Here is a 26,163-nt window from a genome sequence, read left to right as displayed (position 1 = left end):
GAGGCGGCGGGACGGGGTGTCAGACCCAGACGCCGCGGTCCTCCATGACCTTGCGCAACGTGTCGATGTGATCGGTCATGATGCCATCCACACCCAGGTCCAGAAGCCGGTGCATGTCCTCGGGGTCGTTGACCGTCCACACATGCACCTGGAGCCCGCGCGCGTGGGCGGCGTGCAGGAAGCGGCGGTCCACGACCTGGATGCCGGACTGGACCTCGGGGACCTGGGCGGCGACCGCCGAGCGGCGCACCGCCGCGGGCAGCCCCCAGGAACGCAGCCGCAGATTGAGCACGCCCCGGGTGCCGTACGACGTGGCCAGGCGCGGGCCGGCCAGCCGCTGGGCGCGCACCACGCGGGCCTCGGAGAACGAGCCGAGGCAGATCCGGTCCCAGGAGTCCGTCCGCCCGACCAGGTCCAGGAAGGGCAGCAGGGCGGCATCTGCCTTGACGTCGACGTTCCAGCGCACGTCGGGGAAGGTCTCCAGGAGCTCCTCGAAGAGGGGCAGCGGTTCCCGGCCCGCCACGCGCGCGTGGCGTACCTCCTGCCACGGCAGATCGGCGATCCTGCCCGCGCCGTCCGTCACCCGGTCCAGGGTCGCGTCGTGGAAGGCCACGAGCTTGCCGTCCCGGGTGGTGTGGACGTCTGTCTCGAGGTACCGGTAGCCCGCCTCGACTGCGCACCGGAACTGCCGCACGGTGTTCTCCAGGCCGTCGGCGGCCCCGCCCCGGTGGGCGAAGGCGATCGGGCCGGGATGGTCGAGATAGGGATGACGTATCCGCGGGGTCACGGACGCAGTATCGCTCCTCGGGGTTGACCGGTGGCAACGACCGTGCTGCCGCCGGATGCCGCAGGGACGGCGAACACGCGCAGGAACAGCTGGGCGAGCGGGCCGATCGAGACCGCGTACAGCAGGGTGCCGATGCCGACGGTGCCGCCCAGGGCGAAGCCCGTCGCCACGACCGTGAACTCGATGGCCGTGCGCACCAGGCGGATCGAGACGCCCGTGCGCTGGTGCAGGCCCGTCATGAGGCCGTCGCGCGGACCCGGGCCGAAGCGGGCCGCGATGTACAGGCCGGTCGCCGCGCCGTTCAGGACGATTCCCGTCACCATCAGCGTCACGCGCGCCACCGGGCCGTGCGCGTCGGGCACCAGGGTCAGTGTCGCGTCCATCGCCATGCCGATGACCAGCACGTTGGAGACCGTGCCCAGGCCCGGCCGCTGGCGCAGCGGGATCCAGGTGAGCAGCACCGCCGCGCCCACGATCGTCAGCACCACGCCGATCGACAGCCCTGTCCGCTGGGCGAGGCCCTGGTGCAGCACGTTCCACGGCTCCAGCCCGAGCCCCGACCGGACGAGCAGCGCCGAACTCGCGCCGTACAGCGCGAGACCGGCGTAGAGCTGGGTCAGCCGCCGGGTGAGATGGCGCCGCGTGGACATGATGTGCCCTCCTGTGGTGCGAGTGGACCGATGCATGACACCCTGTGGCTTGGATGGAGACGTCATCCATGGCCAATCTGGGGAAGGTGGACTGATTCCGATGGCTCAGTGGACTTCGGCCGTGGGCGCGGCGCAGCTCGCCCGGCTGCTCAACTCCCAGCAGGAACGCCCGGCTGGGCCCGGCACGCGCCGGCCGCCCGCCTATCGCGCGCTCGCCGACGGCATCCGTCTGCTGGTCCTCGAAGGACGGGTCCCGGTGGCCGCCCGGCTGCCCGCCGAGCGGGAACTCGCCCTCTCCCTGTCCGTCAGCCGCACGACGGTCGCCGCCGCGTACGAGGCGCTGCGCGGTGAGGGCTTCCTGGAGTCCAGGCGCGGCGCGGGCAGCTGGACCGCCGTACCGGCCGGGAACCCGCTGCCCGCGCGCGGACTGGAACCCCTGCCGCCCGAGACCCTCGGCTCCATGATCGACCTGGGCTGTGCGGCACTGCCCGCCCCCGAGCCCTGGCTGACCCGGGCCGTGCAGGGCGCCCTGGAGGAACTGCCGCCGTACGCGCACACGCACGGCGACTATCCCGCCGGGCTGCCCGCGCTGCGGTCGATGATCGCCGAGCGGTACACCGCGCGCGGGATCCCGACCATGCCCGAGCAGATCATGGTGACGACCGGGGCCATGGGCGCGATCGACGCGATCTGCCATCTGTTCGCCGGGAGGGGCGAACGCATCGCCGTCGAGTCGCCCTCGTACGCCAACATCCTCCAGCTGATGCGGGAGGCCGGGGCCCGGCTCGTGCCCGTCGCGATGGCCGAGGGGCTCACCGGCTGGGACATGGACCGCTGGCGGCAGGTTCTGCGGGACGCCGCGCCCCGGATCGCGTACGTCGTCGCCGACTTCCACAACCCGACCGGTGCGCTCGCCGGCGAGGACCAGCGGCGGCAGCTGGTGGACGCGGCCCGCTCCGCGGGGACCGTGCTGATCGCCGACGAGACCATGAGCGAGCTGTGGCTCGACCCGGACGTGCGGATGCCGAAGCCTGTGTGCTCCTTCGACCGGGCGGGGTCCACGGTGATCACGGTGGGGTCGGCGAGCAAGGCGTTCTGGGCCGGGATGCGTATCGGCTGGGTGCGGGCCGCGCCGGACGTGATCCGCAGTCTGGTCGCCGCCCGGGCCTACGCCGACCTCGGCACGCCCGTGCTGGAGCAGCTGGCCGTCAACTGGCTGTTCGGGACGGGGGGCTGGGAACAGGCCGTGGAGGTGCGGCGGGAGCAGGCGCGGGAGAACCGTGACGAACTCGTGGCGGCGGTGCGGCGGGAGCTGCCCGGGTGGGAGTTCGAGGTGCCCCAGGGAGGCCTGACGCTCTGGGTGCGGACCGGAGGGCTGTCCGGGTCGCGACTCGCCGAGGTGGGGGAGCGGGTGGGCGTGCGGGTGCCGTCAGGGCCTCGGTTCGGGGTGGACGGGGCGTTCGAGGGGTATGTGCGGCTGCCGTTCACCGTGGGTGGCGCGGTCGCCGAGGAGGCGGCTGTGCGGCTGGCCGCGGCCGCGCGAATCGTGGAGGAGGGCGGCGGGGGAGCCGGAGAGGCACCGCGGACGTTCGTGGCGTAGGGCTCCGCGGCTCAGTAGCGGCGCAGGGCGTTCAGCTGCCGCCGGGCCGGTTCCGGCGCCCGGCCGGCCCGACCGGGTCGCCCGCGCCCGGTGCGACCCGGCCAAGCCGGCGTGGCTAGGTGTGCTGTCCCGGGACGTTGGTGACAGGCGACACGCCTTGAGTGGTCCTTGAACGAGGCGAGGGCCTCCGGGTTCGGTGTGGATTGCGACATCAACAACCGGCTCCCAGGAGGCCCTCGTTGTTCCACCGTAATGCCCCACTGACCGCGACCGGCAGGCTGCGTCTGGCCCGGTGTGTCATCGACGACGGATGGCCGCTCCGGCGGGCCGCGGAACGCTTCCAGGTCAGCCACACCACCGCAGCGCGTTGGGCAGACCGCTACCGCAAGCACGGGCCCGCCGCGATGCAGGACCGCTCCAGCCGCCCGCACCACCAGCCCCGCCGCACCCCGGCCGCCATCGAGGAACGGGTGGTGCGCCTGCGGCGCGAGCATCGCATCGGACCGGTGCGGCTGGCCGCCCGATGCGGCACCGCCGCCTCCACCGCCCACCGCATCCTCGTCCGGCACGGCCTGCCCCCGCTCGCTGCCTGCGACCGGGCCACCGGCGAACCCGTCCGCCGCTATGAGCGCGCCCGGCCCGGCGAACTGGTCCACATCGACGTCAAGAAACTCGGCCGCATCCCCGACGGCGGCGGTCACAAGGTCCTGGGCCGCGCAGCCGGCCGGGCCAACCAGGACCGCCGCAACGGCACCGGATACGCCTGCCTGCACACCGCCCTGGACGACCACTCCCGCCTGGCCTACACCGAAGACCTGCCCGACGAGAAAGCCGCCACCTGCGCCGGCTTTCTGCGCCGGGCCACCGCCTGGTTCGCCGGCCAGGGCGTCGCCGTTGAACGCGTGCTGACCGACAACGCCTGGGCCTACACCAAGAACACCTGGCGCGACACCTGCCACGACCTGGGCATCGGCCCCCGCTGGACCCGCCCCTGGCGGCCCCAGACCAACGGCAAGGTCGAACGCTTCCACCGCACCCTGCTCGACGAGTGGGCCTATCAGCGGCCCTACACCTCAAACGCCGAACGACAGGCAGCGTTTCCTGACTGGCTGGACTGGTACAACTACCACCGACCCCACACCGGAATCAGCGGCCAAACCCCAGCCAGCCGCGTCACCAACCTCTCCGAACAGCACAGCTAGGGCCTGTCGTTTGGATCACGCCGCAGACGCGGGGTCCGGCACGCGCATCTGCCGCGTTGTCGTCGGTTGCCGATGCTCCGCATCGCCGCCCTCCTCCGCCTTGCAACTGCACGCACCAGACCCCGCTCACCGGCGATTTCCAGGAACCGTCAGTTTCCTGCGACCTGATCCGAACGACAGGCCCTAGGTGTGCTGATCGGACAGGTTGGTGACGCGGCTGGCTGGTGTTTGGCCGCTGATGCCGGTGTGGGGTCGGTGGTAGTTGTACCAGTCCAGCCAGTCGGGAAACGCGGCCTGGCGCTCGGCATCTGAGGTGTAGGGACGCTGGTAGGCCCACTCGTCGAGCAGGGTGCGGTGGAAGCGTTCGACCTTGCCGTTCGTCTGGGGCCGCCAGGGGCGGGTCCAGCGGGGGCCGATGCCCAGGTCTTGGCAGGTGTCGCGCCAGGTGTTCTTGGTGTAGGCCCAGGCGTTGTCGGTCAGTACGCGTTCGACGGTGACGCCCTGGCTGGCGAACCAGGCGGTGGCCCGGCCCAGGAAGGCCGCGCAGGTGGCGGCCTTCTCGTCGGGCAGGTCTTCGGTGTAGGCCAGGCGGGAGTGGTCGTCCAGGGCGGTGTGCAGGTAGGCGTATCCGGCGCCGTTGCGGCGGTCTTTGTTCGGGCTGCCTGCTGCCCGGCCCAGTACCTTGTGGCCGCCGCCATCAGGGATGCGGCCGAGTTTCTTGACGTCGATGTGGACCAGTTCGCCGGGCCGGGCGCGTTCGTAGCGGCGGACGGGTTCGCCGGTGGCCCGGTCGCAGGCGGCCAGGGCGGGCAGGTGGTGCCGTTGCAGGATGCGGTGGGCGGTGGAGGCGGCGATGTTGCAGCGGGCGGCCAGCCGGACCGGTCCGATGCGATGTTCGCGGCGCAGGCGCACGACCTGTTCCTCGACAGTGTCCGGGGTGCGGCGGGGCTGGTGGTGCGGGCGGCTGGAGCGGTCCTGCATCCCGGCGGGGCCGTGCTTGCGGTAGCGGCTTGCCCAACGTGCCGCGGTGGTGTGGCTGACCTGGAAGCGTTCCGCGGCCCGCCGGAGCGGCCATCCGCCGTCGACGACACACCGGGCCAGACGCAGCCGGCCGGTCGCGGTCAGCGGGGCATTACGGTGGAACAACGAGGGCCTCCTGGGCATCGGTGCAGACTTCGCAATCCACACCGAACCCAGAGGCCCTCGCTCCGTTCAAGGACCACTCAAGGCGTGTCGCCTGTCACCAACGTCCCGGGACAGCACACCTAGGTCGCCTTCGCCTTCGTCTTCGCCGGCTTGGTCAGGACCGGTACCGGATTCGGGATCGCGTCCTTCGGCTTCGTCAGGACCGGTACCGGGTCCGGCGCGGGTTCCGGCTTCGGGCCCGTCGCGGGCGGCTCCGCCTCCGTCCCCTCCGGCTCGGGGACCGTCTCCCCGTCCGCCGGTGTCGTGCGGGGCGGGAGGAGGGCCAGAACCGCCTGGCGGTGGGCGTCGGACGTGGCGTCGTCGTAGGGGTTCGGCGTGGCCGGGACCTGGAGGCGGTGGACCGGGCCCAGGCCGAGGCGGGCGTAGCCGCGGCCGGGCGGGACCTCCTCGACGGGGGTCGTGTGCGGGGGCGCTCCCAGGACCGACTCGAGCTGCCCGGCCGTCGCCGGGCCGAGGACCACGCGCGCGCGGGTGTGCTGCCGTACCGGTTCGCCGAGGGCCTCCATGGTGTCCAGCTGCTCGGCCACGACCACCGTCACGTTCGCCGGGCGGCCGTGCCGGAGCGGGACCTGGAGGAGGGACTGCGGGTCCTTGCGGTCCTGAGCGGCGGCCAGGTGGGTGAACGCCGTCGGACGGTCCAGGAGGAGCCACAGGGGACGCTTGGTGTCGTCCGGCGGCGGGCGGCCCTCCTGGTGGGCGCGGTTGGCGGCGATCAGCCGGCGTTCTGTCTCGGTCGCGGCCCATTCCAGGCTCGTCAGCACCCCGGGGAGGCCGCATTCGACGGCCAGCACGCCGTCCCGGCCGGTCAGGCAGGCGTACTCGCCGGTGCCGCCGCCGTCGACGATCACGACATCGCCGTGCTGCAGGGCCTGCAGGGCGATGGACCGCAGCAGGGTCGAGGTGCCGGTGCCCGGCTGGCCGAGGGCGAGCAGATGGGGCTCGGTGGAGCGCAGGCCGGTGCGCCACAGGACCGGGGGCACGTCCCGCTGCTGATCGCCGTAGGCGAGGGGGAGGGTGCGCTGGACCCGGGTGGGGTCGGTGAAGCCGAGGACCGTCTCGCCCGGAGCGGTGACGAAGCGCTGGGCGGCGATGTCGACGGCGAGCGGCATGAGCACGCTGACCGTCAACTGGTTGCCCTCCTCTTCCCACGAGAAGTGGTATTCGCGCCCCCGGCCCGACTTGGCCGCGAGCAGGCCCTCGATCCGGGCGCGGGCCTCGGCCTCGCCGTCGGCGAAGTACGCCGGGTAGTGGATCACCAGGTGCGAGATCCGGCCGCTGCCGTCAAAGGCGTAGGTGGGGAAGGCCTTGTCCCAGGTGCCGCCGTGGGAGTACAGCGGCTCGGGGTCCTCGGCGGTGGAGAAGTACGGCACGAGCGCCTCGTACAGGGACTGCAGGCGCTGGGTCTGCGACTCGTCGGGCCCGTCGGAGGCGGACGCGGCGTGTTCCCGGCCCTGCCATGCGGCCGCCGCCATCAGGGTGATGGCGGCGAGCAGCGGTCCGTACGGCATCAGGGCCACGACGAGGATGACGGAGGCCACCAGGAACAGCAGCGCTCCCCGTTTCTCCTTGGGGGTCTCGCTCCATCTGCGCCGTCCGGCCGCTGCCAGCCGGCGCAGACCGCGCGTGATCGTGATCAGCGGATGGAGGACGTCGGTGGCGCTGTCGGCGGCCGTTCGGGCCAGCTCCCGGCTCCGGACGAGCTGCGCGCTGCCGTTGCTCAGGATGCGTGGGAGGGGGCGCCGGGCCACTGCTGCCTCCAGAGAGTGCGTACGGGCGGGATGCGTACGGGTGCGGGGCCGTCAGAACTTGATTCCGCCCAGGAGGCTCGCCAGGCTCTCGCCGCCTGCCTTGATGCTCGGGGCGATGGCCGTGCTGGCCAGGTAGAAGCCGAAGAGCATCGCGACCACGGCGTGCGACGCCTTGAGGCCGTCCTTGCGGAAGAAGATGAAGACGACGATGCCGAGCAGGACCACGCCTGAGATGGAGAGGATCATTTGGGTTCTCCTGGTTCGCGGGGACAGTCACCATGAGTACTTCCAGGCTCACAGGATGTATCCATACGATAAAAGGTGCAACTGGGTGGAAATCGGGTGGTTTCTCCCAGGCTGCGGCGTGGTCCCGGAACCGGTCGAGCTGGGGTGTTGTGCTCGCCCGCGTCCGTGGTGATCTTTACCTCGGGCACATCGGGTCATGTGCCGCGCGAGCCAGTACGCTGGCGATTCACTCGTACGGCTGCACCAGTCGCAGACGTGCGCACCCGCAGTGATGAGCAGTGGAGAGGCGGTCCGGCCGATGACCGAAGTCCCCGACCCCGAGGTCGTGGAGCTGGCGACCAAGATCTTCGATCTGGCCCGGCGGGGACGGACCGAGGCGCTCGTGGCGTATGTCGACGCGGGTGTTCCGGCCAACCTCACCAATGACCGCGGCGACTCGCTCGTGATGCTCGCCGCCTATCACGGCCACTCCGACGCGGTGCGCGCGCTGCTCGCCCGCGGCGCCGAGGCCGACCGGGTGAACGACCGAGGCCAGACCCCGCTCGCGGGAGCGGCCTTCAAGGGCGAGACGGACGTCATCAAGGCCCTCCTGGAGGGCGGCGCCGACCCGTCCGCCGGCACGCCCTCGGCCGTCGACACAGCCCGGATGTTCGGCCGGACGGAACTGCTCGAACTGTTCGGCGAGTGCTGAGCCGGCCAGTCTGACCTGGAACGACACAGAAAACGGGGGAGGCGGTACAGGGCCGCCGAAATTTCGGTCGCGGCAGACGGAACAGCCGAGTCATCATGACGACGTGGTTCACGGACGTGATGGTTGGGCAGGTGTTGCCGCACCGCGCGGGCCGTGACGCGGTCCGCAGGGGCCACCGACGAGAGGCAGAGGAAGATGGTCTACAGCAAGCAGGAAACGGCGGGCACTCCGACGTGTTGTCGCGCGGCCAGGTAGTACACGTCCCCGGTTGCGTCGACGCTTGATGTGAGGCTGTTTCCCATGTTCGATCCGGTCATAGCGCCCAGCGGTACGCTGCTCGGCCTGCTCCAGCGGGGCCGCGGCGACGGCACGCTGCACGCGCTCACCGCCCCGCGCCCCGAGGCGCTCGCGGCATTGAACCACTGTGTGCTGCGCGATCCCCGCCACGACTGGCAGGTGGAGAACCGCTCCCTCTACTACGCCCGCCTCTACCTCGACCTGAACGGCGAGCTGGACGCGATCGAGGCCCATCTCTTCGACGCCGAGGACGTCCTCGACACCGAGGAGTCTCGCACCGGGCTCGCTCTCGCCGTCCTCGGGCACCTCGCCTCCTACGGCAGGCGGGACGCGCTCGAACTGCTGCGCAGGTACGCCGCTCATGGCTCGAACTGGGCCTGGGCCCTCGACGAACTCGCCCTCAGGGACGACGACGCGGGCCTGCGGGCCCTCGCCGCGCCCGTACTCGCCCGGTTCCCGGCCGATCCGGAGGGCGAGGCCGAGCTGGCCGCCACCGTCCGCGACGCCTTCGAGCCCCGGCCGTGGCGGCTGTGGGCCGAGGACCCGCGCGAATCCATCGCCACACGCGTGCGTGCCGCCCATGAGACCGGCAGTTTCGACCGCTGGCAGCGGCAGATGAGGCCTACGGGTCCGCGCCCGGGCTGGAGCGTGCAGGCCGTCTTCGAATGGGCCCAGCAGGGCCTCGACCGGGGCGCCGCACTCCATGTCCCTGCCGCCCGCTGCCTCACCGCGGTGGCAGGGCCCGAGGACCGGGCCGAGATCCTCCAGGCCGCGAAGGACGGCGGGGACGGAGCCCGGTGCACCGCCCTGCGCTATCTCGCCGACGGCAACGACCCCGAGGCCCTCGACCTGATCGAGTGCGCCGTGGCCACCGGCTCGACGGTCGTCGTGGAGGCCGCCGTCGACGCCTTCGAACGGATGCGCAGTCTCACGGCGGTGGACCGGGCGCGCGGCTGGGCGCACCGGCCCGACGATCTGGGTGCCGCCGCCGGACGCGTCCTCGCCTGCCTGGGCGGGGTGCACGACCGGGACCTGGTCCTGGCGGCGCTACGGGAGGCGGTGCGCGGCGAAGGCCCCGACGCGCCGACCCTGTGGACCCTGGTCGACGGCACCGGACGGCTCGGCATCGCCTGCGCCGCACCCGTGCTCCGCCATGTCTACCGCGAGACCGCCTCCTCCCATCTGCGCGGCCGGGCCGCCCGGGCCCTCGCCGCCACCGACCCCTCCTTCGCCACCGGCTTCGCCGTCGAATGCCTGTGGGACTGCGAGGAGACCACCCGCGAAATCGCCGCCCGGCACGCCGAGACCGGCGACACCCGAGTCGTGGAGCGACTGCGCAGGCTCGCCGCCGACCCCGCCGAGGAGGCCGAGGTCCAGACGGCCGTACGCAGCCGGATCGGTCCCGAGGAGACCGCTGTGTGACCCCCCCTCCTCGCCTGTGTGACCCTCTCTTCGCCAGGACGCCGGGGCGGATTCAGGCCGCCCGGGTGAACGAGGGGTGACTCGCGGGTCAGGAGCGTATGGACGCGGCCTGACCTGCGCGGGTGCACCTCAGAACGCTCATAGGACGTTCCTCGTCCGGAAAGATCCACGTTGACGCGGCCACGTCCGGCCCGGCGACAACACCGGTATGCGTGTCGTCATCGTGACCGAATCCTTTCCCCCGACGTGAACGGCGTGGCCCACTGCGCGCTCCAGACCGCCCGGCACCTCGTCGATCGTGGTCACACTCCCGTCGTCGTGGCCCCGGCCCCGGCGCCCGGAAACAAGCCCGACGCCTCCGCGCCGTGCCGCGTCGTCCACGTCCCCTCCCTTCCGCTCCCCGGCTACCCCCAGGTCCGCGTCGCCCTCCCCAGCCGCCGCCTGGCCGCCACCCTCATCGAGCACCGTGCCGATGTCGTCCACCTCGCCAGCCCCTTCGTCCTCGGCGTGCGCGGCATGGCCGCCGCCGCCCGCCTCGGTGTCCCCGCCGTCGCCGTCTACCAGACCGACCTGGCCGGATACGCCCGTACGTACATGGGCGCCGGAGAGGCCGCCGCCTGGCGGCGCATCCGCTCCGTCCACGGCGCCGCCGACTTCACCCTCGCCCCGTCCAGCGCCGCCCTGAACGACCTGGAGACGCACGGGGTGCCCCGGGTCACGTTGTGGCCGCGCGGGGTCGACACCGCACGTTTCCGGCCGGACCGCCGCGACGAGGCCCTGCGCCGCGAGCTGGCTCCGGGCGGCGAGCTGATCGTCGGCTACGTCGGCCGGCTCGCCCCTGAGAAGCAGGTCGAACTCCTCGCCGGTGTCTGCGGCCTGGAGGGCGTCCGGGTCGTGATCGTCGGCGACGGCCCCAGCCGGCCCGGCCTGGAGCAGGCGCTGCCCGGCGCGGTCTTCCTCGGCCGCCGCACCGGTGACGATCTCGCCCGGGTCTTCGCCTCGTTCGACGTCTTCGCGCACACGGGCCCCTTCGAGACCTTCTGCCAGACAGTGCAGGAGGCCATGGCCAGCGGTCTGCCGGTCGTGGCGCCCGCCGCGGGCGGGCCGCTGGACCTGGTCGCGCACGGGCACACCGGGCTGCTGGTGCCGCCGCGCGACGCGACGGCCGTACGGGACGCGGTGCGGTCCCTGGCCGACGGCCCCGGGCTGCGGGCCGCCTTCGGTGCCGCCGGGCGCGCCACGGTCGAGGGCCGCACCTGGGCGGCCGTCGGCGACCAGCTGATCGGGCACTACGCGAACGTGCTCGCCGAGCGCAGGACGGTGGTGGCGGCATGAGCGCGGGGAACGGGACAGGCCAGGCGCTGCGCATCGTCCGCCTCGCCAACTTCGTCGCGCCTGCCTCCGGGGGGCTGCGCACCGCCCTGCGCGAACTCGGCAAGGGCTTCAAGGCGGCGGGACACGAGCCCGTCCTCGTCGTCCCCGGCGAGCGGATGAGCGACCGCGAGACCGAGCAGGGACGGGTGATCACCCTCCCCGGGCCGCTGCTGCCCGGCACCGGCGGCTACCGCGTCCTCGCCGACAAGCGGCGGGTGGCCCGGCTCCTGGAGGAGCTCGCGCCGGACCGTCTTGAGGTGTCCGACCGTACGACCCTCAGGTGGACCGGCAAGTGGGCGCGGCGCGCCCGGGTCCCGGCCGTGATGGTCTCCCACGAGACCGCCGACGGCGTGCTGCGCACCTGGGGCCTGCCCGAGGGAGCCGCCCGGCGTGCCGCCGACGCCCTCAACGTCCGTACGGCCCACACGTACGCCCGCGTGGTGTGCACCACCGAGTTCGCGGAGCGGGAGTTCGTGCGGATCGGGGCACGCAACGTCGTCCGGGCTCCGCTCGGCGTCGACCTGGTGCAGCGGCACCCGGCGCTGCGCGATCCGGAGCTGCGGGCGCGGCACGCGCGCGAGGACGAGACGCTGCTCGTGATGTGCTCACGGCTGTCCGTGGAGAAGCGGCCCGGCACGGCGCTGGACGCCCTGGAGATGCTGCGGCGGCGCGGGCGACGGGCGGTGCTGGTGGTGGCCGGCGACGGTCCGCTGCGCGCGCGGCTCGAACAGCGGGCACGCGAGAGCGCATTGCCGGTCACCTTCCTCGGGCATGTCTCCGACCGCGGGCTGCTGGGCGCGCTCCAGGCGTCCGCCGATGTCGCCCTGGCGCCGGGGCCCGCCGAGACCTTCGGGCTCGCCGCGCTGGAGGCCATGGCGTGCGGCACGCCCGTGGTGGCCAGCGCGTCGTCCGCGCTGTCCGAGGTGATCGGCTCCGCCGGGGCCGTCGCCGCGGACGACGGGGAGGCCTTCGCGGATGCCGTGGACCTGCTGCTGGAAGGCCTGGAGACGGACCGGCGTGTGGCCGCACGCGCGCGTGCGGAGTGCTTCGGCTGGAACGCGGCGGTCGACGCCTTCCTGGCCGCACACGACGCGGCGGTCCCCGTGCGCCCGTACGTGCCCGGAGGCGTGGCATGAGACGCCCGCGGTTCCTGGGAGCGCCGGGTTTCGTGGGGCCTTCGCGGTTCGTGGCCCTCGGCGACTCGCTGACCGAGGGGGTGGGCGATCCCGTCGGCGACGGGTGGCGCGGCTGGGCCGCGCTGCTCGCCGACGGGATCGCCGACGGGCCCGCCCGGTTCACCAACCTCGCGGTGAGCGGGGCGCAGACCCGGGACGTGCTGGAGCGGCAGCTGCCCGCCGCGCTGGAGCTGCGGCCCGAGCTCGTGTCCGTCGTCGTCGGCGTCAACGACACCCTGCGCCGCACCTTCGACATCCAGGCCGTGGCAGCCCGGCTCGACCGGGTGTACGGCGCCTTCAGCGAACAGGGCGCGGTCCTGCTCACCGCGTGCCTGCCCGACCCGGGCACGATGCTCGGGCTGCCGGGGGCCCTGGCCCACCCGCTGGCGCGGCGGCAACGGGCCGTGAACGCGGTCGTCCATGTGCTGTCCGACCGGTACGACGCCCTGCACCTGCACGCGTGCGAGGGCGACTGGACCACGGACCGCGCCATGTGGAGCGCGGACCGGCTGCACCCCGGCGAGCGGGGACACCGGCAACTGGCCCTGCGTTTCCACGCGCTGCTCGCGGAGCACGGCCTCGCGACGGGGCCCGCGCCCTCGCCCGAGCCCGACTTTCCCGTCCCGGCGAAGTCGGCGAGCCTGTGGTGGCTGGCCACGGCCGGTACCGGCTGGGTGGCGCGCCGGTGCACCGACCTGCTGCCCCAGCTCCTGACCCTGGCCGCCGACGAACTGCGGCACCGCGCCCGGGGGACCAGCGCCCGGCTCGACCTGCGGGCCTCCGCGGCGGTGTCGGCCGCGCTGGCCGCGCTGTCGGTGGCGGAGCAGGCGGATGCGGTCTGACCCGGTCGGCGGCCTGCTCCGAAGGGTTCAGCGACGCCGTACGGCCACGAAACGCACCGGGGTACCCGGGACCGCCTGGGCGGCGGCCGGAAGGTTGGCGGCCCGGACCACCGCGATCACCGGATAGCCCCCCGTGGTCGGATGGTCGGCCAGGAACACCACCGGCCTCCCGTCGGGCGGGACCTGGACCGCGCCCAGCACCATGCCCTCGCTGGGGAGTTCACCGTGCCGGGCCCGCTCCAGTGCGGGGCCCTCCGTGCGCAGCCCGATACGGTTGCCGGCGGCGGACACCCGGTAGGCGCGTGAGAGGAAGACGCGTACGGCCTCCGGAGTGAACCAGTCGTCGCGCGGGCCGAGCGTCACCCGCAGGACCAGTTCGGACGGCGGCGCCGGCTGCGGGGCGACGTCCACGCGCGCGTGCACACCGGTCGGCCGTCCCAACGGCAGCACCGTGCCGTCCGTGAGCGGGGCCGGGCCGAGTCCCGACAGCAGGTCCGTCGAACGGCTGCCGAGCACCGGCTCGACGGCGATGCCCCCGGAGAGACCCACGTACGCGCGTACGCCCGACACGGCCGGACCGACGTCCAGCAGCGCCCCGGCGGGCACCCGTACCGGCGCACCCCAGGGGACGGGCCGGCCGTCCACCGCGACCCGGCAGTGCGCGCCCGCCACCGCGACCGTGACCGTCGAACGGGGGCGTACGGCGCAGCCGTCGAGCGTCGTCTCCAGTACGGCCGCTCCGCGCGGATTGCCGACCAGCCGGTTGACGAGGTCCGCGGCCGGCCCGTCCAGGGCACCGGAGCGGGGGACACCGAGATGGGCGTGCCCGGGGCGGCCGAGATCCTGCACGGTGGTCAGGGCACCGGCCCGTACGACGGCGAGGGCGCGATCCGTCATGACCCCGCCTCGGGGACGAACCGCACGCGCGTGCCGGGCGACAGCAGCGCGGCCGGTACACGCGCGTGGTCCCACAGGACGGTGTCCGTCGTGCCGATCAGCTGCCAGCCGCCCGGCGACGAGCGCGGGTACACGCCCGTGTACGGGCCGGCCAGTGCCACCGCCCCGGCGGGGACGGCCGTGCGCGGGGTGGCCCGGCGCGGGACGTCGTAGCGCGACGGCAGCCCGGTGAGATAGCCGAAGCCGGGCGCGAAGCCGCAGAAGGCGACCCGGAACTCCGTCTCCGCGTGGATGCGGGCGACCTCCCGCTCCGGCACGCCCCAGTGCGCGGCGACATCGGCCAGGTCCGGGCCGTCATACCTCAGGGGGATCTCGACCACCTCACGCGCGCGTGAGGGAGCGGGCGGCAGTTCGGCGGCGGTCAGTTCGGCGGCCAGCCGGGCGGGGGAGTCGAGGCCGTCGAGGAGGACCGTGCGGGCCGCGGGGACGACCTCACGGGCCGACAGCGAGCCCTCCGCGCGGCGTCGCAGCAGCTCCGTGTGCAGGGCCTGGGCCTCGTCGCCCGAGGCGACCTCGACGAGCAGTGCGTCCTCGCCGACGGGCCGGACCTTCATGTGAAGGCCTCCACCCGGATCCCCGACGTCTCCAGCCGTTCCCGCACCCGGCGCGCCAGCTCCACCGCGCCGGGCGTGTCGCCGTGCAGGCACAGGGAACGGGCGCGTACCACGATGCGCGTCCCCGAGTGGGACGTCACCTCGCCGGATCGGGCGAGGCTCGACGACCGTTCCACGACGGCCTCGGGGTCGGTGACCACGGCGCCGTCCCGCGTGCGCGGCACCAGCGTGCCCGCGTCGGTGTACGCCCGGTCCGCGAACGCCTCCGTGACGACCGGCAGTCCGGCCTTGCCGGCCAGGTCGAGCAGACGCGAGCCGGGCAGGCCCAGCACGGGCAACGAGGCATCCGCGAGGAGTACCCCGTCGACGACCGCGGCGGCCTGCTCCTCGTCGTGCACGACGCGGTTGTAGAGCGCGCCGTGCGGTTTGACGTAGGCCACGCGGGAGCCCGCGGCCCGGGCGAAGACCTCCAGGGCGCCGATCTGGTACGCCACTTCGGCCGCCAGCTCGGCGGACGGCACGTCCATCGCGCGCCGCCCGAACCCGGCCAGGTCCCGGTAGGACACCTGGGCGCCGATCCGTACCCCGCGCTCGGCCGCCAGCTCGCACACCCGGCGCATGGTGGCCGCGTCCCCGGCGTGGAAGCCGCACGCCACATTGGCGCTGGTGACGACGGACAGCAGCCGTTCGTCGTCGGTGAGCCGCCAGCGGCCGAAGCCCTCGCCGAGGTCGGCGTTCAGGTCGATCGAGGTCACGGCATCTCCTGTTCAGGCCACGCGGTACTGCTCGTCGCGGGCGTCGGTGAGGAACATCTGCCCCGGCGCGTGCGTGAGGGCGAACGGCGGACGCGAAGCCATCACGGCCGCCTGCGGGGTCACCCCGCAGGCCCAGAACACCGGGATGTCGTCCGGTTCGGTCTTCACCGGGTCGCCGAAGTCGGGACGGCCGAGGTCGTCGATGCCGAGCCCCGACGGGTCGCCGCAGTGCACGGGGCTGCCGTGCACCGCCGGCAGCAGGCTGCTCTCGCGGATCGCCGCGCCCAGGTGCGGGGGCGGCACCGGCCGCATCGACACCACCAGCGGTCCGTGCAGCCGCCCCGCCGGACGGCACTGCCGACTCGTCACGTACATCGGGACGTTGCGGCCCTGCTCGACGTGGCGGATCGGGACGCCCGCCTCGCTCAGCGCCCACTCGAAGGTGAAGCTGCAGCCGATCAGGAAGGACACCAGGTCGTCCCGCCAATAGGCGCGCACATCCGTCGGCTCGTCCACCAGCGCGCCGTCCCGCCACACCCGGTAGCGCGGCAGGTCGGTGCGCAGATCCGCGCCGTCGGCGAGCACGGTGGTCCAGGACCCGGCGTCCGTGACGTCGAGGACCGGGCAGGGCTTGGGGTTGCGCTGGCAGAACAGCAGCATGTCGTAGGCCCAGTCGGCGGGCACCGAGATGAGGTTGCCCTGGGTGTGGCCGGCCGCGACCCCGGCCGTGGGGCCCGTCAGGCCCTCCCGGAAGCGGGCGCGGGCCGTGTCCGGGCTCCACGCGTGCGCGTGCTCGTCGACGAGGACGACGGGACGGTCTTCGGTGCCGGTGCCGGTGCCGGTGCCGGTGCCGGTGCCGGTGCAGGTGTCCGTGTCGGTGCGGTTCACGTGAGCTCCTTCCCGCGTGTCTCCGGCAGCCCGAGCAGCGCGAGCGCCGCGAGGCCGTATCCGATCGCCCCGAAGACCAGCGCGCCGCCGACGCCCCAGCTGTCGGCCAGGAATCCGACCATCGTCGGGAACACGGCGCCCACCGCACGCCCGGTGTTGTACGTGAAGCCCTGCCCGGTGCCGCGTACCGCCGTCGGGTACAGCTCGCTCAGGTAGGAGCCGAAGCCGCTGAAGATCGCCGACATGCAGAAACCGAGCGGGAAACCGAGCACCAGGAGCAGGGTGTTGGCGCCGCTCGGGATGTTCGCGTACGCCAGGATGCAGATCGCCGACAGCAGGGCGAAGAGCCAGATGTTGCGCTTGCGGCCCAGCTTGTCGGTGAGGTAGCCGCCGGTGAGGTAACCGATGAAGGCGCCCGATATCAGGAACGTCAGATAGCCGCCGGTGCCGACGACGGACAGCTCGCGCTCGGACTTCAGATACGTCGGCACCCAGGTGGCCAGTGTGTAGTAGCCGCCCTGGACACCGGTCGAGAGGAGCACGGAGAAGAGCGTGACACGCAGCAGATCCGGCTTGAAGATCGCCTTGAAGGAACCCTTCTCCGCGCTCTGCTCACGAGCGGCGGCGGCCTCGGGCGCGTCCTGCACACTGCGCCGCAGCCAGATGACGAGCAGCGCGGGCAGCGCCCCGGTCCAGAACATGATGCGCCAGGCCAGGTCGTCTCCGGCCACCGAGAAGACCAGCGTGTAGACGATCACGGCGAGGCCCCAGCCCACGGCCCAGGAGCTCTGGATCGCGCCGAGCGTGCGGCCTCGGTTCTTGGCGCTCGCGTACTCGGCGACGAGGATCGCGCCGACCGCCCACTCGCCGCCGAAGCCGAGGCCCTGGAGGGCGCGGAAGACCAGCAGGGTCTCGTAGTTGGGCGCGAAGCCGCAGGCGACGGTGAAGACCGCGTACGTGATCACCGTGATCATCAGCGCTTTCACCCGGCCGATGCGGTCCGCGAGGACGCCGGCGAGGGCGCCGCCGATCGCGGAGACCACCAGCGTGACCGTGGTGAAGAGACCGGTCTGGCCGCTGTTCAGGCCGAAGTAGGCCGACAGCGCGACCATGCTCAGCGGCAGCGTGAAGTAGTCGTACGAGTCGAGGGCGTAGCCGCCGAAGGCACCGGCGAACGCGCGGCGGCCACGCGGGCCGAGGGCACGCAGCCAGCCGAACGCCCCGTCGTCGGCGGTGCGTTCGGCCGCGTCGGGGCGTGTCTCGTCGGTCAGGGCCTGCGGTGGAGGGGTCGTGCTCATGGGCACCTCGCAGAGGGAGGACGGGGGTGCTTCGGGGTGAGCCGTGCCGTGCGGAGCGGTCGGCACCGCGGTGGGGGAAGCGGCGCCGTGCGTAGCACCGTAGGGGATTGTTCAACGATCCCTCAATACCCATGTTGGTTCTTCTTGTGATCTGCGATTGAATTCCGGCATGGCAGAGCAGCTGAAGGACCTCGCCGACGACCGGGCTCTCCTGGGGCGGACCAGTACCGCCGAACGGGTCTCGGACATCCTCAGGAGCCGGATCGCCGAGGGCTACTTCCCGCCCGGGACGCGCCTGTCGGAGGACAGTATCGGCGGCGCGCTCGGCGTCTCCCGCAACACGCTGCGCGAGGCGTTCCGCCTGCTCACGCATGAACGTCTGCTCGTTCACGAACTGAACCGGGGTGTCTTCGTCCGGGTCCTGACCGTGGAGGACGTCGAGGACATCTACCGCACCCGCATGCTCGTCGAGTGCGCCGTCGTCCGCGGCCTCGGCGAGCCGCCGTACGGCCTCGACGGGCTCGCCGGTGCCGTCGCCGAGGGGCGGCGGGCGGCCCGGGAAGGTGACTGGAAGGCGGTGGGTACGGCCAACATCCACTTCCACCGGGAGCTGGTGGCCCTCGCGGCGAGTGAGCGCACGGACGAGCTGATGCGGAGCGTGTTCGCCGAACTGCGCCTGGCGTTCCACGTGGTGGACGAGCCGCAGCGGCTGCATGAGCCGTACATCGCGCGAAATGTCGCGATTCTTGAGGCTCTTCAGGGCAGGGAGCGCGGCAAGGCCGAACGTCTGCTCGCCGGCTATCTCGACGACTCGCTGGAGCGGGTCGTCGAGGTGTACCGGCGGAGGGTCGGCGAGGACGACTGAGGGGGTCGGTGGCGGCCCGCCGGGGGCTGCCCCAAGGACCGCCGAGGAAGCTGCCGCAGGCCCGCAGAGGGGGCGTACCCGCGTCGTTTGGGTGGTTGTCAGACCCAGGACCTAGTCTGTGCACCGTGACTTCGCCTGCATCGACGGACAGCGTTCCGCCCCAGCTCAGCGCGGGGCCGCGCCCCGCGCCGGGGCCGGCCGCCGACGAGGGCCTGGCGCGGCGCCTGCGCGCGCTCGCCTGCACCGCGCCGCTGCACGACCTGGATGCGCGCAAGGCCAACCTCGCGGGTGAGTACTCGGTGTACGGCATGGCCGAGGTCGCGCTCGCGGCCATCGACCTGGTCACCCTGAACATGGACTTCGACACGGGCGCGGACCACGACCAGATCGTCGCCCGCCTCATCCCGCGCATCGCCGCTCAGGCGTCGCGGCGGCCCGCCGCCGAGCACGAGCGGGTGGCCCGCTGGGTCCTGGAGAACCTGATCAACGTCGGCAGTGTCGACCGCGGCTTCCGCGCGGTGTACGGCACCTTCGGGGCGGACGGCACCTATGTGCGCCGTGACTACGACTTCAAGCTGATCGAGGAGGTGCCGGGCCCCGGCGGCACGGTCTATCTCCGTACGACGGACGAGGCGGTCAACGTCCTCGTCGGCGCCCTCGACACCGATGTCACCAGCGCGCAGATCGCCGCCGAGGTCAAGCTGGAGGTGCTGATCAGCCGCGGCCGGCTCGCCGACGCCCAGCTCGCGGCCGAACAGGCCCGCTACCGCACCGTGCAGTACTCGGAGACTCTGCGCAGGGCCCTCGACGCGACCCGGCGCAATGTGCGCGCGGTGGACTGGCTGACCACCGTGCCCGACATGATCGCCGAGGCCCTGGAGCACGTCGCCGACCGCTATCGCCACGAGAACGCGATCCTGACCAACATCCGCAAGGCCCGGGACGAGTCCGAGGACCCCGAGCAGAAGCGCCGGGCCGCCGAGCTCGTCGACATCGTCAAGGACTGCATCCGCCGGCACACGCAGTTGCAGTCCCGGCTGCTCGAGGCCGGACCGCTGTTCCGCGCCGAGCAGGACCGGCAGGCCTTCGCCACACCGATGACCACCTCGGGTATCGACCTCTACGGCCATCTCGTCGCCCCCGTCCTGCCGCTGTCGCTCGAGAAGGCCGTCCGCGTCACGGACGCCTTCTTCGCCCGCGGCACCGGGCTGCGCACGCCCGTGTCCGTCCGGGTCGGGGACCTCGTCGACATCCTTCTGACGCCGCCCGTGGAGCGGGAGCATCTGGGCGCGGAGATGCCCGAGCCGGACGTCATCGCCACGCCCGACGACAGCCGGTTCAGCGAGGAGCAGCTGGCGTCCGCGCAGGAGCTGCTCGACCTGCCGGCCGACGCGCCGCGCCGGCTGTCCGGGCTGCTCGCCGAGGCCCGTCGGCGCGATCCCGAACTGCCCTATCTGGTGGCTCTGCTGGCGGTGCACGCGGCCAGTCCGCCGGTCGGTACGGCCTACCGGCAGGGAGAGCAGAAGCTGCTGTTCGCCGTGGACGACGGGACCGAACTCGACGATCCGGAGTTCGGCGGGGCGGACCTGATCGTCGGGACGGCGTTGCTGGACGCGGCGGGCATGGCGGCGGATCGGACCGAAGCGGCATGAGCGAGTACCAGCGGCCTGAGCGTGTACCGGCGGTACGAGTGAGTACCAGCGGCCTGAGCGTGTACCGGCGGTACGAGTGAGTACCAGCGGCCTGAGCGTGTACCAGCGGCATGAGTGACCACCAGAGGAACAAGGAGCCCCGACCGTGAGCGAGCACGTCGAGTGGAGTGAGCCGGAGGGACCGGCGCCGACAGCCACCACCGCCGCCACCGCCGCCGTCACCCCGCCGACGCCGCTGACGCGGCGCGGCTCGTGTCCTTCGGGCTGCAGCCCAAGCTGCAGCCCGCCCGCGACCAGGAGTACGCGGACCTCCTGCGGCGGTACCGCGAGGACCCGCCGTTCGCGCGGCTCGCCGACGCCGTGGCCACCGGTCTGGGCCTCATCGTCCTGGAGGTGTCCCCGCGCGCCGGCATGGCCGTGACCGCCGCCGAGGACTCGGTGTTCGCCGTGCGCATGGGTGACTACGCGCGTCGTACGTCGGCCGACGGCGGCGACCGGTTCCTGCACGGCCTCGCCCATCTCGCCGTCGCCGCCATGGCCTTCCCACGTCCCGAGGACCTCGCCGACGACGGCTACATCGGCCGGGTCACGGTCAACGGCGTCGACGCCTTCGTGCGCCAGGCCTGCCGCCGCCTGGAGGAACGCGCCGCCGAGCAGGGCGAGAACACCGACCCGGCCACCGACACGCCCGGCCTGGAGGCCGCCTGGCGGATCTGGGTGCGGCGCAGCGCGACCGGCGCCACCAAGGACGCGCGCCGGCTCGCCGGTTCGACCACCGGCATCATCGCCAAGGCGGTCGCCTTCCTCACCGAATCCGGCTTCCTCCAGCGCACCGGCGACGACAACGGCGGCACGTACCGCACCACCGCCCGCTACCAGCTCCAGGTGCGCGACATGGCCGGCAGCGCCGCGATGGCCGAACTGCTGGAGCTGGGTGTGGTCCCCGTCACCGACGGCACACCGACGCTGCTGCCCGCCGAGGAGAGCGACGACCTGGAGCTGGTGGCCGACGCCGGGCTGCCCTTCCACTCGTCCTAGGCCTCCGCCACCCTGCCGAACCTCCCCGACCTGCCGAAGACTTACGAGAGTCCGCCATGTACGAGCTGTCCCGGGTCCGCCTCTACTCCATCGGGCCCGCCGGTGCGCGCTACGCCGACACCGTGCTTGACCTGCGCGGTGTGGGCGAGGCCGTGCCCGACCCCGCGCCCACGCAGGCGGAGTTCTTCGAGGAGGAGCCCGTCGGCCCGCCGCGCCGGCCCGCGCCCGCGGGTGTGCTCTTCCTGGAGAACGGCGGCGGCAAGTCGGTGCTGCTCAAGCTGATCTTCTCGGTGATGCTGCCGGGCCACCGGAACACGCTCGGCGGCGCCAGCTCCGGTGTGCTGCGCAAGTTCCTGCTCGCCGACGACTGCGGACACGTCGCACTGGAATGGCAGCACGTGCTGACCGGCGAGTGCGTCGTCGTCGGCAAGGTCAGTGAGTGGCGCGGGCGGCAGGTCTCCAACGACCCGCGGAAGTTCGCCGAGGCCTGGTACTCCTTCCGCCCCGGGCCCGGACTGAGCCTCGACAACCTCCCCGTCGCCGAGTCCACCGCCGTACGGGCCCACGTCGAGGGCCAGTCCGGAGCGCGCGGCCGGCGCCGCACCATGAAGGGGTTCCGCGACGCCCTCACGGAGGCGGGCAAGACCTATCCGCACCTGGAGGTGCACTGGGAGGAGATCCACGACCGCTGGATCGAGCACCTGGGCGATCTCGGCCTCGACCCGGAACTCTTCCGCTACCAGCGGGAGATGAACGCCGACGAGGGCGAGGCCGCCGGCCTCTTCGCGGTCAAGAAGGACGCCGACTTCACCGATCTGCTGCTGCGTGCCGTCACCGACACCCGTGACACCGACGGCCTCGCCGACCTGGTCGGCGGCTTCGGCAACAAGCTCGGCCGGCGCGCCGAGCTGATCGCCGAACGCGACTTCACCGCCGGGTCGGTCGACCTGCTCGGGCGGATCGTCGAGGCCGCCGAGGCCCGCACCCGCGCGCGGGACATCCACGCCGGGGCCGAGCGGCGTACGCGGAACCTGGCCCGCAAGCTGTCCGCGCGCGGGGTTCAGGAGCGGACCCGGGCGGCCGACCTGGCGCAGCGGGTCACCGCCGCCGCGTACGCGGTCACGCACGCCGAGGCGGCCCGGGAGCGCAGCGCCCTGATCTCCGCCGAACTCGCCTACCGGCACGCCTCGCTGGCTCTCGCCGCGGCCGAGAAGTCCGCCGCCGCGCAGAAGCGCGAGCTCGCCGACGCCCGCACGCTGCACTCCGCGTGGCAGGCCGCCGAGACCGCACTGCGCCACCGCGCCGCCGCCGACCGCGTCGCCCGGGTGTCCGCCGCGATCCAGGAGGCGGAGCGCGACGCCGCCCCCGCGCTGGCCGCCCGCTCCAAAGCCGCAGTCGATCTCGTACGGGCCCTGCACGCGGCCGCGGGGAACGCCGAGAACCTCGCCAACGAGGAGGAGGAGCGCTCCGCCGCCCTCCAGGAGGTCAGCGACTCGGCCTACCGCGACTCCACCGCCGCCGCCACCGAGGCACAGCGCGCCCGCAGCGAGGTCGGGCACCTCAAACAGCGCCTCGCCGAGGTCGAGCAGGAGACCGCCGAGGCGGTCCGGGCCGGCTGGCTCGACGACAGCGCGCCCGACGCCGACCCGGCCCGCGCGGCCCTGGCCGCCAGCGACGCCGAGAAGACCGCGGTGGCTGCCTGGGACGCGGCCCGCGAGGCGTCTCGCCGGGCCACGGAGCACGCGCGCGAGGCGGCCGCCACCGAGTCCCGCGCGGAACTCACCGCGGCCCGCGCGGCGGACGCGGCCACGGCGGCGGAGCGGTCGTACGAGGCGGAGCGCCGCACCGCCGAGGCCCTGGCGGGGGAGGAACGGCTCGCGGAGCTGCTGAGCCTCACCTCCGAGACCCGGCCGGGCATCCCGCAGCCCCGCCACGGCTCGGACACCGAGCCTGCCCTACCGCCCGCGTCCGGCGAACAGGGGCTCAGCCCCGAGGAGCTGGACCGCTTCGCCGACGACCTGCGCGACCTGCTCGACGACGCCGTCGGTTCCGCCGAACGCCAGCTGTTCGACCTGCGTACGGCCGCAGCCGACGACTCCCGGATCCTCGGCGCGCTCGGTGACGGCGGGCTGCTGCCGCCCGGCCCGGACGTGCTGGCCACGGTCGAGTACCTCGGCGAGCACGGCATCCCCGCGCTGCCCGGCTGGCGCTATCTCGCCCAGGCCGTCGACCCGGCCGACCACGCGCGTGTGCTGGCCGCCCGGCCCGAGCTCGTCGACGGTGTGATCATCACCGACCCCGACTCCCACGCACGCGCCCGGGAGGCGCTGGGCGACGCGGCGCTGCTTCCTCGCTCCGCCGTGGCCGTGGGCACGGCAGCCGCCCTGCTCGCCCCGACCCCGCCCCGGACGCCGACGGCGGCGACGTGTTCCTCGTCCCGCCGAACCCGGCCATGCACGACGAGCACGCCGCCGACGAGGAGCGGCAGGCGTTGCGCGCCCGGGCGACCGAGCGTGACGAGGAGATCCGGGCGCTCGCCGCCCGCCTTGGCAAGGACCGCGAGCTGGCCGCCCGGCTGGCCTCCTGGCGCACCGGCTGCCCCGACGGCCGGCTCGCCGAACTGGCCCGGGCCGCCCACGACACCCGCGAGTTCGCCGAGGAGTCGGAGGCGGAACTGGCCGAAGCGCGCACGGTCCGGGCCGAGGCAGACGAGACCGCGACCGAGGCCGCCCGGGTCAGGGACGAGCGGCAGGAGGCCGCCCAGAAGGCCCGCCGCTCCGCCGACGCCCTCGCCGGGCTCGCCTTCCGGCTGCGCGAGCGGGCCGGCTGGCAGGTCAGGCTGCGGGAACTGGCCGACGAGGCGACCGAGGCAGAGGCGGGCGCCCAGACCTGTCTGGAGCGCGCCCGCGCCGCCGACGAGGACCGGCGTGGCGCCCAGCGCGCCGCCGACGACGCGCGCCGCACCGCCCGCGCGCTGCGCGCCGAGCGCTCCGAGATCGCGGGCGCCCCCGACGACGTACCCGAGGACGAGACCCAGACCCCGAAGTCCTCCCTGCCCGCCCTGCGCGAGGCCTACCGCGCCGCGTCCCAGGTCTACGAGAAGGTCGGCGTGGGCGCCGACCTGCGAGCCGAGCAGGCCCGCGCGGAGAACGACGAGAGCGCTGCCCGCGCCGAGCTGGACCGGCTGAGCAACAAGGTCCGCACGCGCGCGGAGCAGCTCCTCGAATCCCCCGACGGCTCCGACGGCCCCAGCCGCCAGGCCGCCGCTGCCCGGGCCGAGGAGCTGGTGCAGCTCCTGGAGACCCGTATGTCGAACGCGAGCGAGCAACTCGGACGGCTGCGCGGCGAGGCCGAACGGCACGCTCCGCAGGACGGCGAGGCGCACACCGAACTCCCCGAGGACTCACAGCCCCGCGACGCCGAACACGCCCAGACCCTGCTGCGGACCGCCACGAGCGAACTCGCCTCGCACACCGAGGCGCTGACCCAGGCGCGGGAGGCGCACACCGAACTCCTCGACGCCCACCGCGCGGCCGAGGACGCGGCGGGCGGCTTCGACGAGATCGCCGCCATGCTCCGCGACCTGCTGCGCGAGCACGCCGCGGACGAGGAGCACGAGGAGCCCGAGCCCTACCCCGGCAGCCCGGAGGAGGCCCGGCAGTCGGCCGCCGAGGCCCGCCGCTCCCTGCGCGGCTGCGCCGCCGACCTGTCCGCCGCCGAGGCCGCCGTTCGCGAGGCCAGCGACATCCTCGTCCGGCACGCCAACTCCACGCGCTACGAGCAGGTCCGCACCCCGGCACGGCAGCAGATCCGCGAACTGCCCGCGTCCGCGCTGCCCGAGCACGCCCAGAAGTGGGCTGACGCCTTCGCGCCCCGCCTCCGGGTCCTGACGGACGAACTGGAGCAGCTGGAGCGCAACCGCGACTCGATCGTGGACCGGCTGCGCGGCCTGGTCGAGTCGGCCCTGGCCACCCTGCGCTCCGCCCAGCGGCTCTCCCGCCTCCCGGAGGGCCTCGGCGAGTGGTCGGGACAGGAGTTCCTCCGCATCCGCTTCGAGGAGCCCGACCAGGCCACGCTCACCGAGCGGCTGGGCGAGGTCATCGACGAGGCGACCCGCGCGGCCGTCAAGAAGAACTCCGACCTGCGGCGTGACGGTATGTCCCTGCTGCTGCGGGGCGTCGCCGCGGCCCTGCAGCCGAAGGGCGTCGCCGTCGAGATCCTCAAGCCCGACGCGGTGCTGCGCGCCGAACGCGTCCCCGTCGGGCAGATGGGCGACGTGTTCTCCGGCGGCCAGCTTCTCACCGCTGCCATCGCCCTGTACTGCACGATGGCCGCCCTGCGTTCGAACGACCGGGGCCGCGACAAGCACCGGCACGCCGGAACCCTGTTCCTCGACAACCCCATCGGCCGCGCCAACGCCACGTACCTGCTGGAACTCCAGCGGGCGGTGTCGGACGCCCTGGGGGTCCAGCTCCTCTACACCACGGGCCTGTTCGACACCACCGCGCTGGCCGAGTTCCCCCTCGTCATCCGCATGCGCAACGACGCCGACCTCAGGGCCGGCCTGAAGTACATCAGCGTCGAGGAACACCTCCGCCCGGGCCTGCCGCAGCAGGCCCGGGCGGGGGAGACGGTCCACAGCGAGATCACGGCGACCAGGATGTACAAACGCCCGGTGTCCTGAGGCTCAGGTGTCCTCCCGCAGCGGATCCGCGCACTTCTCGCCGATCATCATGGAACCCCCTCGACCCGCAGTCGCGCGTCCAAGGGGGCCGGAGGATCGTCGTCCGCACCCATCTTCACCGTGCAGGACGGGTGATGGACGGTCCTCGGACAGCCGGGCCGCCACCACGCTGCCCGCGGTGCCGCCGCCAACGGCGACGCAGTCGAACCCCATGCGTACTCATGGGTCCTCC

Annotated in this window: 18 protein-coding genes and 4 pseudogenes; 11 read left to right on the top strand and 11 right to left on the bottom strand. The window is 73.3% G+C overall.

Annotated elements, in window-relative coordinates; genetic code table 11:
* Nucleotides 1-19 precede the first annotated feature (19 nt).
* Nucleotides 20-787, bottom strand: a complete 768-nt coding sequence (locus tag ACQEV8_RS07700; protein ID WP_432958427.1) for a glycerophosphodiester phosphodiesterase — start codon at nucleotides 785-787, stop codon at nucleotides 20-22.
* Nucleotides 784-1,437 carry a YczE/YyaS/YitT family protein gene (locus ACQEV8_RS07695; protein WP_432958426.1) on the bottom strand — a complete coding sequence of 218 codons (654 nt, stop codon included), beginning with the start codon at nucleotides 1,435-1,437 and terminating at the stop codon, nucleotides 784-786. The genes ACQEV8_RS07700 and ACQEV8_RS07695 overlap by 4 nt, the downstream gene beginning before the upstream one ends.
* Nucleotides 1,438-1,537: 100 nt before the next feature.
* On the opposite strand from ACQEV8_RS07695, the gene ACQEV8_RS07690 reads away from it, so the two are divergent.
* On the top strand, nucleotides 1,538-3,037 hold the full coding sequence (locus ACQEV8_RS07690) for a PLP-dependent aminotransferase family protein (RefSeq protein ID WP_432958425.1): 1,500 nt from the start codon (nucleotides 1,538-1,540) through the stop codon (nucleotides 3,035-3,037).
* Nucleotides 3,038-3,276: 239 nt separating this feature from the next.
* A complete protein-coding gene (locus ACQEV8_RS07685; RefSeq protein WP_432958283.1) occupies nucleotides 3,277-4,239 on the top strand; it encodes an IS481 family transposase in 963 nt (320 codons plus the stop codon).
* A gap of 183 nt (nucleotides 4,240-4,422) precedes the next feature.
* Here the strand turns inward: ACQEV8_RS07685 and ACQEV8_RS07680 are convergent, their stop codons facing one another.
* The 3 genes from ACQEV8_RS07680 to ACQEV8_RS07670 all read right to left on the bottom strand — a co-directional run bounded on the left by ACQEV8_RS07680 (nucleotide 4,423) and on the right by ACQEV8_RS07670 (nucleotide 7,439).
* Nucleotides 4,423-5,385: an IS481 family transposase gene (locus ACQEV8_RS07680; RefSeq protein WP_432958423.1), complete on the bottom strand. Its 963-nt coding sequence runs from the start codon at nucleotides 5,383-5,385 to the stop codon at nucleotides 4,423-4,425.
* A gap of 119 nt (nucleotides 5,386-5,504) precedes the next feature.
* A complete protein-coding gene (locus ACQEV8_RS07675) occupies nucleotides 5,505-7,193 on the bottom strand; it encodes a hypothetical protein (protein WP_432958421.1) in 1,689 nt (562 codons plus the stop codon).
* 51 nt (nucleotides 7,194-7,244) lie between these two features.
* Nucleotides 7,245-7,439: a hypothetical protein gene (locus tag ACQEV8_RS07670; protein WP_030843336.1), complete on the bottom strand. Its 195-nt coding sequence runs from the start codon at nucleotides 7,437-7,439 to the stop codon at nucleotides 7,245-7,247.
* A 298-nt stretch (nucleotides 7,440-7,737) separates the two neighbouring features.
* Here ACQEV8_RS07670 and ACQEV8_RS07665 point away from each other — a divergent pair, with 298 nt between their 5' ends.
* The 5 genes and pseudogenes from ACQEV8_RS07665 (at nucleotide 7,738) to ACQEV8_RS07645 (ending at nucleotide 13,240) form a co-directional block, all read left to right on the top strand.
* Entirely contained in the window at nucleotides 7,738-8,130 is a 393-nt protein-coding gene (locus ACQEV8_RS07665) for an ankyrin repeat domain-containing protein (RefSeq protein ID WP_432958419.1), read from the top strand.
* A gap of 300 nt (nucleotides 8,131-8,430) precedes the next feature.
* Nucleotides 8,431-9,849, top strand: a complete 1,419-nt coding sequence (locus ACQEV8_RS07660) for a HEAT repeat domain-containing protein (protein ID WP_432958417.1) — start codon at nucleotides 8,431-8,433, stop codon at nucleotides 9,847-9,849.
* A 208-nt stretch (nucleotides 9,850-10,057) separates the two neighbouring features.
* Nucleotides 10,058-11,184, top strand: a pseudogene (locus tag ACQEV8_RS07655) (glycosyltransferase family 4 protein).
* Nucleotides 11,181-12,359, top strand: coding sequence for a glycosyltransferase (locus ACQEV8_RS07650; protein ID WP_432958415.1), 1,179 nt, complete (start codon nucleotides 11,181-11,183; stop codon nucleotides 12,357-12,359). The pseudogene ACQEV8_RS07655 and the gene ACQEV8_RS07650 overlap by 4 nt, the downstream one beginning before the upstream one ends.
* On the top strand, nucleotides 12,356-13,240 hold the full coding sequence (locus ACQEV8_RS07645; protein ID WP_432958413.1) for an SGNH/GDSL hydrolase family protein: 885 nt from the start codon (nucleotides 12,356-12,358) through the stop codon (nucleotides 13,238-13,240). The genes ACQEV8_RS07650 and ACQEV8_RS07645 overlap by 4 nt, the downstream gene beginning before the upstream one ends.
* A 27-nt stretch (nucleotides 13,241-13,267) precedes the next feature.
* Here the strand turns inward: ACQEV8_RS07645 and ACQEV8_RS07640 are convergent, their stop codons facing one another.
* Genes ACQEV8_RS07640 through ACQEV8_RS07620 form a run of 5 tightly spaced genes read right to left on the bottom strand, consistent with a single transcriptional unit; the run spans nucleotide 13,268 to nucleotide 17,692 of the window.
* Nucleotides 13,268-14,137, bottom strand: a complete 870-nt coding sequence (locus tag ACQEV8_RS07640; protein WP_432958411.1) for a biotin-dependent carboxyltransferase family protein — start codon at nucleotides 14,135-14,137, stop codon at nucleotides 13,268-13,270.
* Entirely contained in the window at nucleotides 14,134-14,751 is a 618-nt protein-coding gene (locus ACQEV8_RS07635) for a 5-oxoprolinase subunit B family protein (protein WP_432958409.1), read from the bottom strand. Before ACQEV8_RS07635 ends, ACQEV8_RS07640 begins: the two co-directional genes overlap by 4 nt.
* Complete coding sequence (locus ACQEV8_RS07630; RefSeq protein WP_432958407.1) at nucleotides 14,748-15,506, bottom strand: LamB/YcsF family protein; 759 nt, start codon at nucleotides 15,504-15,506, stop codon at nucleotides 14,748-14,750. The genes ACQEV8_RS07635 and ACQEV8_RS07630 overlap by 4 nt, the downstream gene beginning before the upstream one ends.
* A gap of 12 nt (nucleotides 15,507-15,518) precedes the next feature.
* Nucleotides 15,519-16,394 (bottom strand): putative hydro-lyase, encoded by an 876-nt coding sequence (locus ACQEV8_RS07625; RefSeq protein WP_432958405.1) that lies wholly within the window; start codon nucleotides 16,392-16,394, stop codon nucleotides 15,519-15,521.
* The gene (locus ACQEV8_RS07620) at nucleotides 16,391-17,692 is read right to left on the bottom strand and encodes an MFS transporter (protein ID WP_432958403.1); all 1,302 of its coding nucleotides are present in this window, start codon (nucleotides 17,690-17,692) and stop codon (nucleotides 16,391-16,393) included. The genes ACQEV8_RS07625 and ACQEV8_RS07620 overlap by 4 nt, the downstream gene beginning before the upstream one ends.
* A gap of 169 nt (nucleotides 17,693-17,861) precedes the next feature.
* Between ACQEV8_RS07620 and ACQEV8_RS07615 the strand changes: the two genes are divergently transcribed.
* The 4 genes and pseudogenes from ACQEV8_RS07615 (at nucleotide 17,862) to ACQEV8_RS07600 (ending at nucleotide 25,931) form a co-directional block, all read left to right on the top strand.
* Nucleotides 17,862-18,557, top strand: a complete 696-nt coding sequence (locus ACQEV8_RS07615; RefSeq protein WP_432958402.1) for a GntR family transcriptional regulator — start codon at nucleotides 17,862-17,864, stop codon at nucleotides 18,555-18,557.
* Nucleotides 18,558-18,682: 125 nt separating this feature from the next.
* Nucleotides 18,683-20,209, top strand: a complete 1,527-nt coding sequence (locus ACQEV8_RS07610; RefSeq protein WP_432958401.1) for a hypothetical protein — start codon at nucleotides 18,683-18,685, stop codon at nucleotides 20,207-20,209.
* A gap of 145 nt (nucleotides 20,210-20,354) precedes the next feature.
* Nucleotides 20,355-21,247 (top strand): annotated as a pseudogene (locus tag ACQEV8_RS07605) (hypothetical protein).
* 56 nt (nucleotides 21,248-21,303) lie between these two features.
* Nucleotides 21,304-25,931, top strand: a pseudogene (locus tag ACQEV8_RS07600) (hypothetical protein).
* A gap of 3 nt (nucleotides 25,932-25,934) precedes the next feature.
* On the opposite strand, the pseudogene ACQEV8_RS07595 reads toward ACQEV8_RS07600, so the two are convergent.
* Nucleotides 25,935-26,074, bottom strand: a pseudogene (locus ACQEV8_RS07595) (hypothetical protein); the annotation flags it as partial.
* Between the last annotated feature and the right edge of the window lie 89 nt (nucleotides 26,075-26,163).

Origin of the sequence: Streptomyces sp. CA-179760 (assembly GCF_050937045.1) — a bacterium.
Taxonomy (GTDB): Bacteria; Actinomycetota; Actinomycetes; order Streptomycetales; family Streptomycetaceae; genus Streptomyces.
Note: the sequence above shows the minus strand (reverse complement) of the source record. Positions and strands in the feature narration are given on the sequence as shown.

Excerpts from the sequence above, each read along its gene's own strand:
- ACQEV8_RS07695 (WP_432958426.1), bottom strand. The coding sequence starts at position 1,437 with ATGTCCACGCGGCGCCATCTCACCCGGCGGCTGACCCAGCTCTACGCC.
- ACQEV8_RS07690 (WP_432958425.1), top strand. The coding sequence starts at position 1,538 with ATGGCTCAGTGGACTTCGGCCGTGGGCGCGGCGCAGCTCGCCCGGCTG.
- ACQEV8_RS07670 (WP_030843336.1), bottom strand. The coding sequence starts at position 7,439 with ATGATCCTCTCCATCTCAGGCGTGGTCCTGCTCGGCATCGTCGTCTTC.
- ACQEV8_RS07665 (WP_432958419.1), top strand. The coding sequence starts at position 7,738 with ATGACCGAAGTCCCCGACCCCGAGGTCGTGGAGCTGGCGACCAAGATC.
- ACQEV8_RS07660 (WP_432958417.1), top strand. The coding sequence starts at position 8,431 with ATGTTCGATCCGGTCATAGCGCCCAGCGGTACGCTGCTCGGCCTGCTC.
- ACQEV8_RS07650 (WP_432958415.1), top strand. The coding sequence starts at position 11,181 with ATGAGCGCGGGGAACGGGACAGGCCAGGCGCTGCGCATCGTCCGCCTC.
- ACQEV8_RS07645 (WP_432958413.1), top strand. The coding sequence starts at position 12,356 with ATGAGACGCCCGCGGTTCCTGGGAGCGCCGGGTTTCGTGGGGCCTTCG.
- ACQEV8_RS07640 (WP_432958411.1), bottom strand. The coding sequence starts at position 14,137 with ATGACGGATCGCGCCCTCGCCGTCGTACGGGCCGGTGCCCTGACCACC.
- ACQEV8_RS07635 (WP_432958409.1), bottom strand. The coding sequence starts at position 14,751 with ATGAAGGTCCGGCCCGTCGGCGAGGACGCACTGCTCGTCGAGGTCGCC.
- ACQEV8_RS07620 (WP_432958403.1), bottom strand. The coding sequence starts at position 17,692 with ATGAGCACGACCCCTCCACCGCAGGCCCTGACCGACGAGACACGCCCC.
- ACQEV8_RS07615 (WP_432958402.1), top strand. The coding sequence starts at position 17,862 with ATGGCAGAGCAGCTGAAGGACCTCGCCGACGACCGGGCTCTCCTGGGG.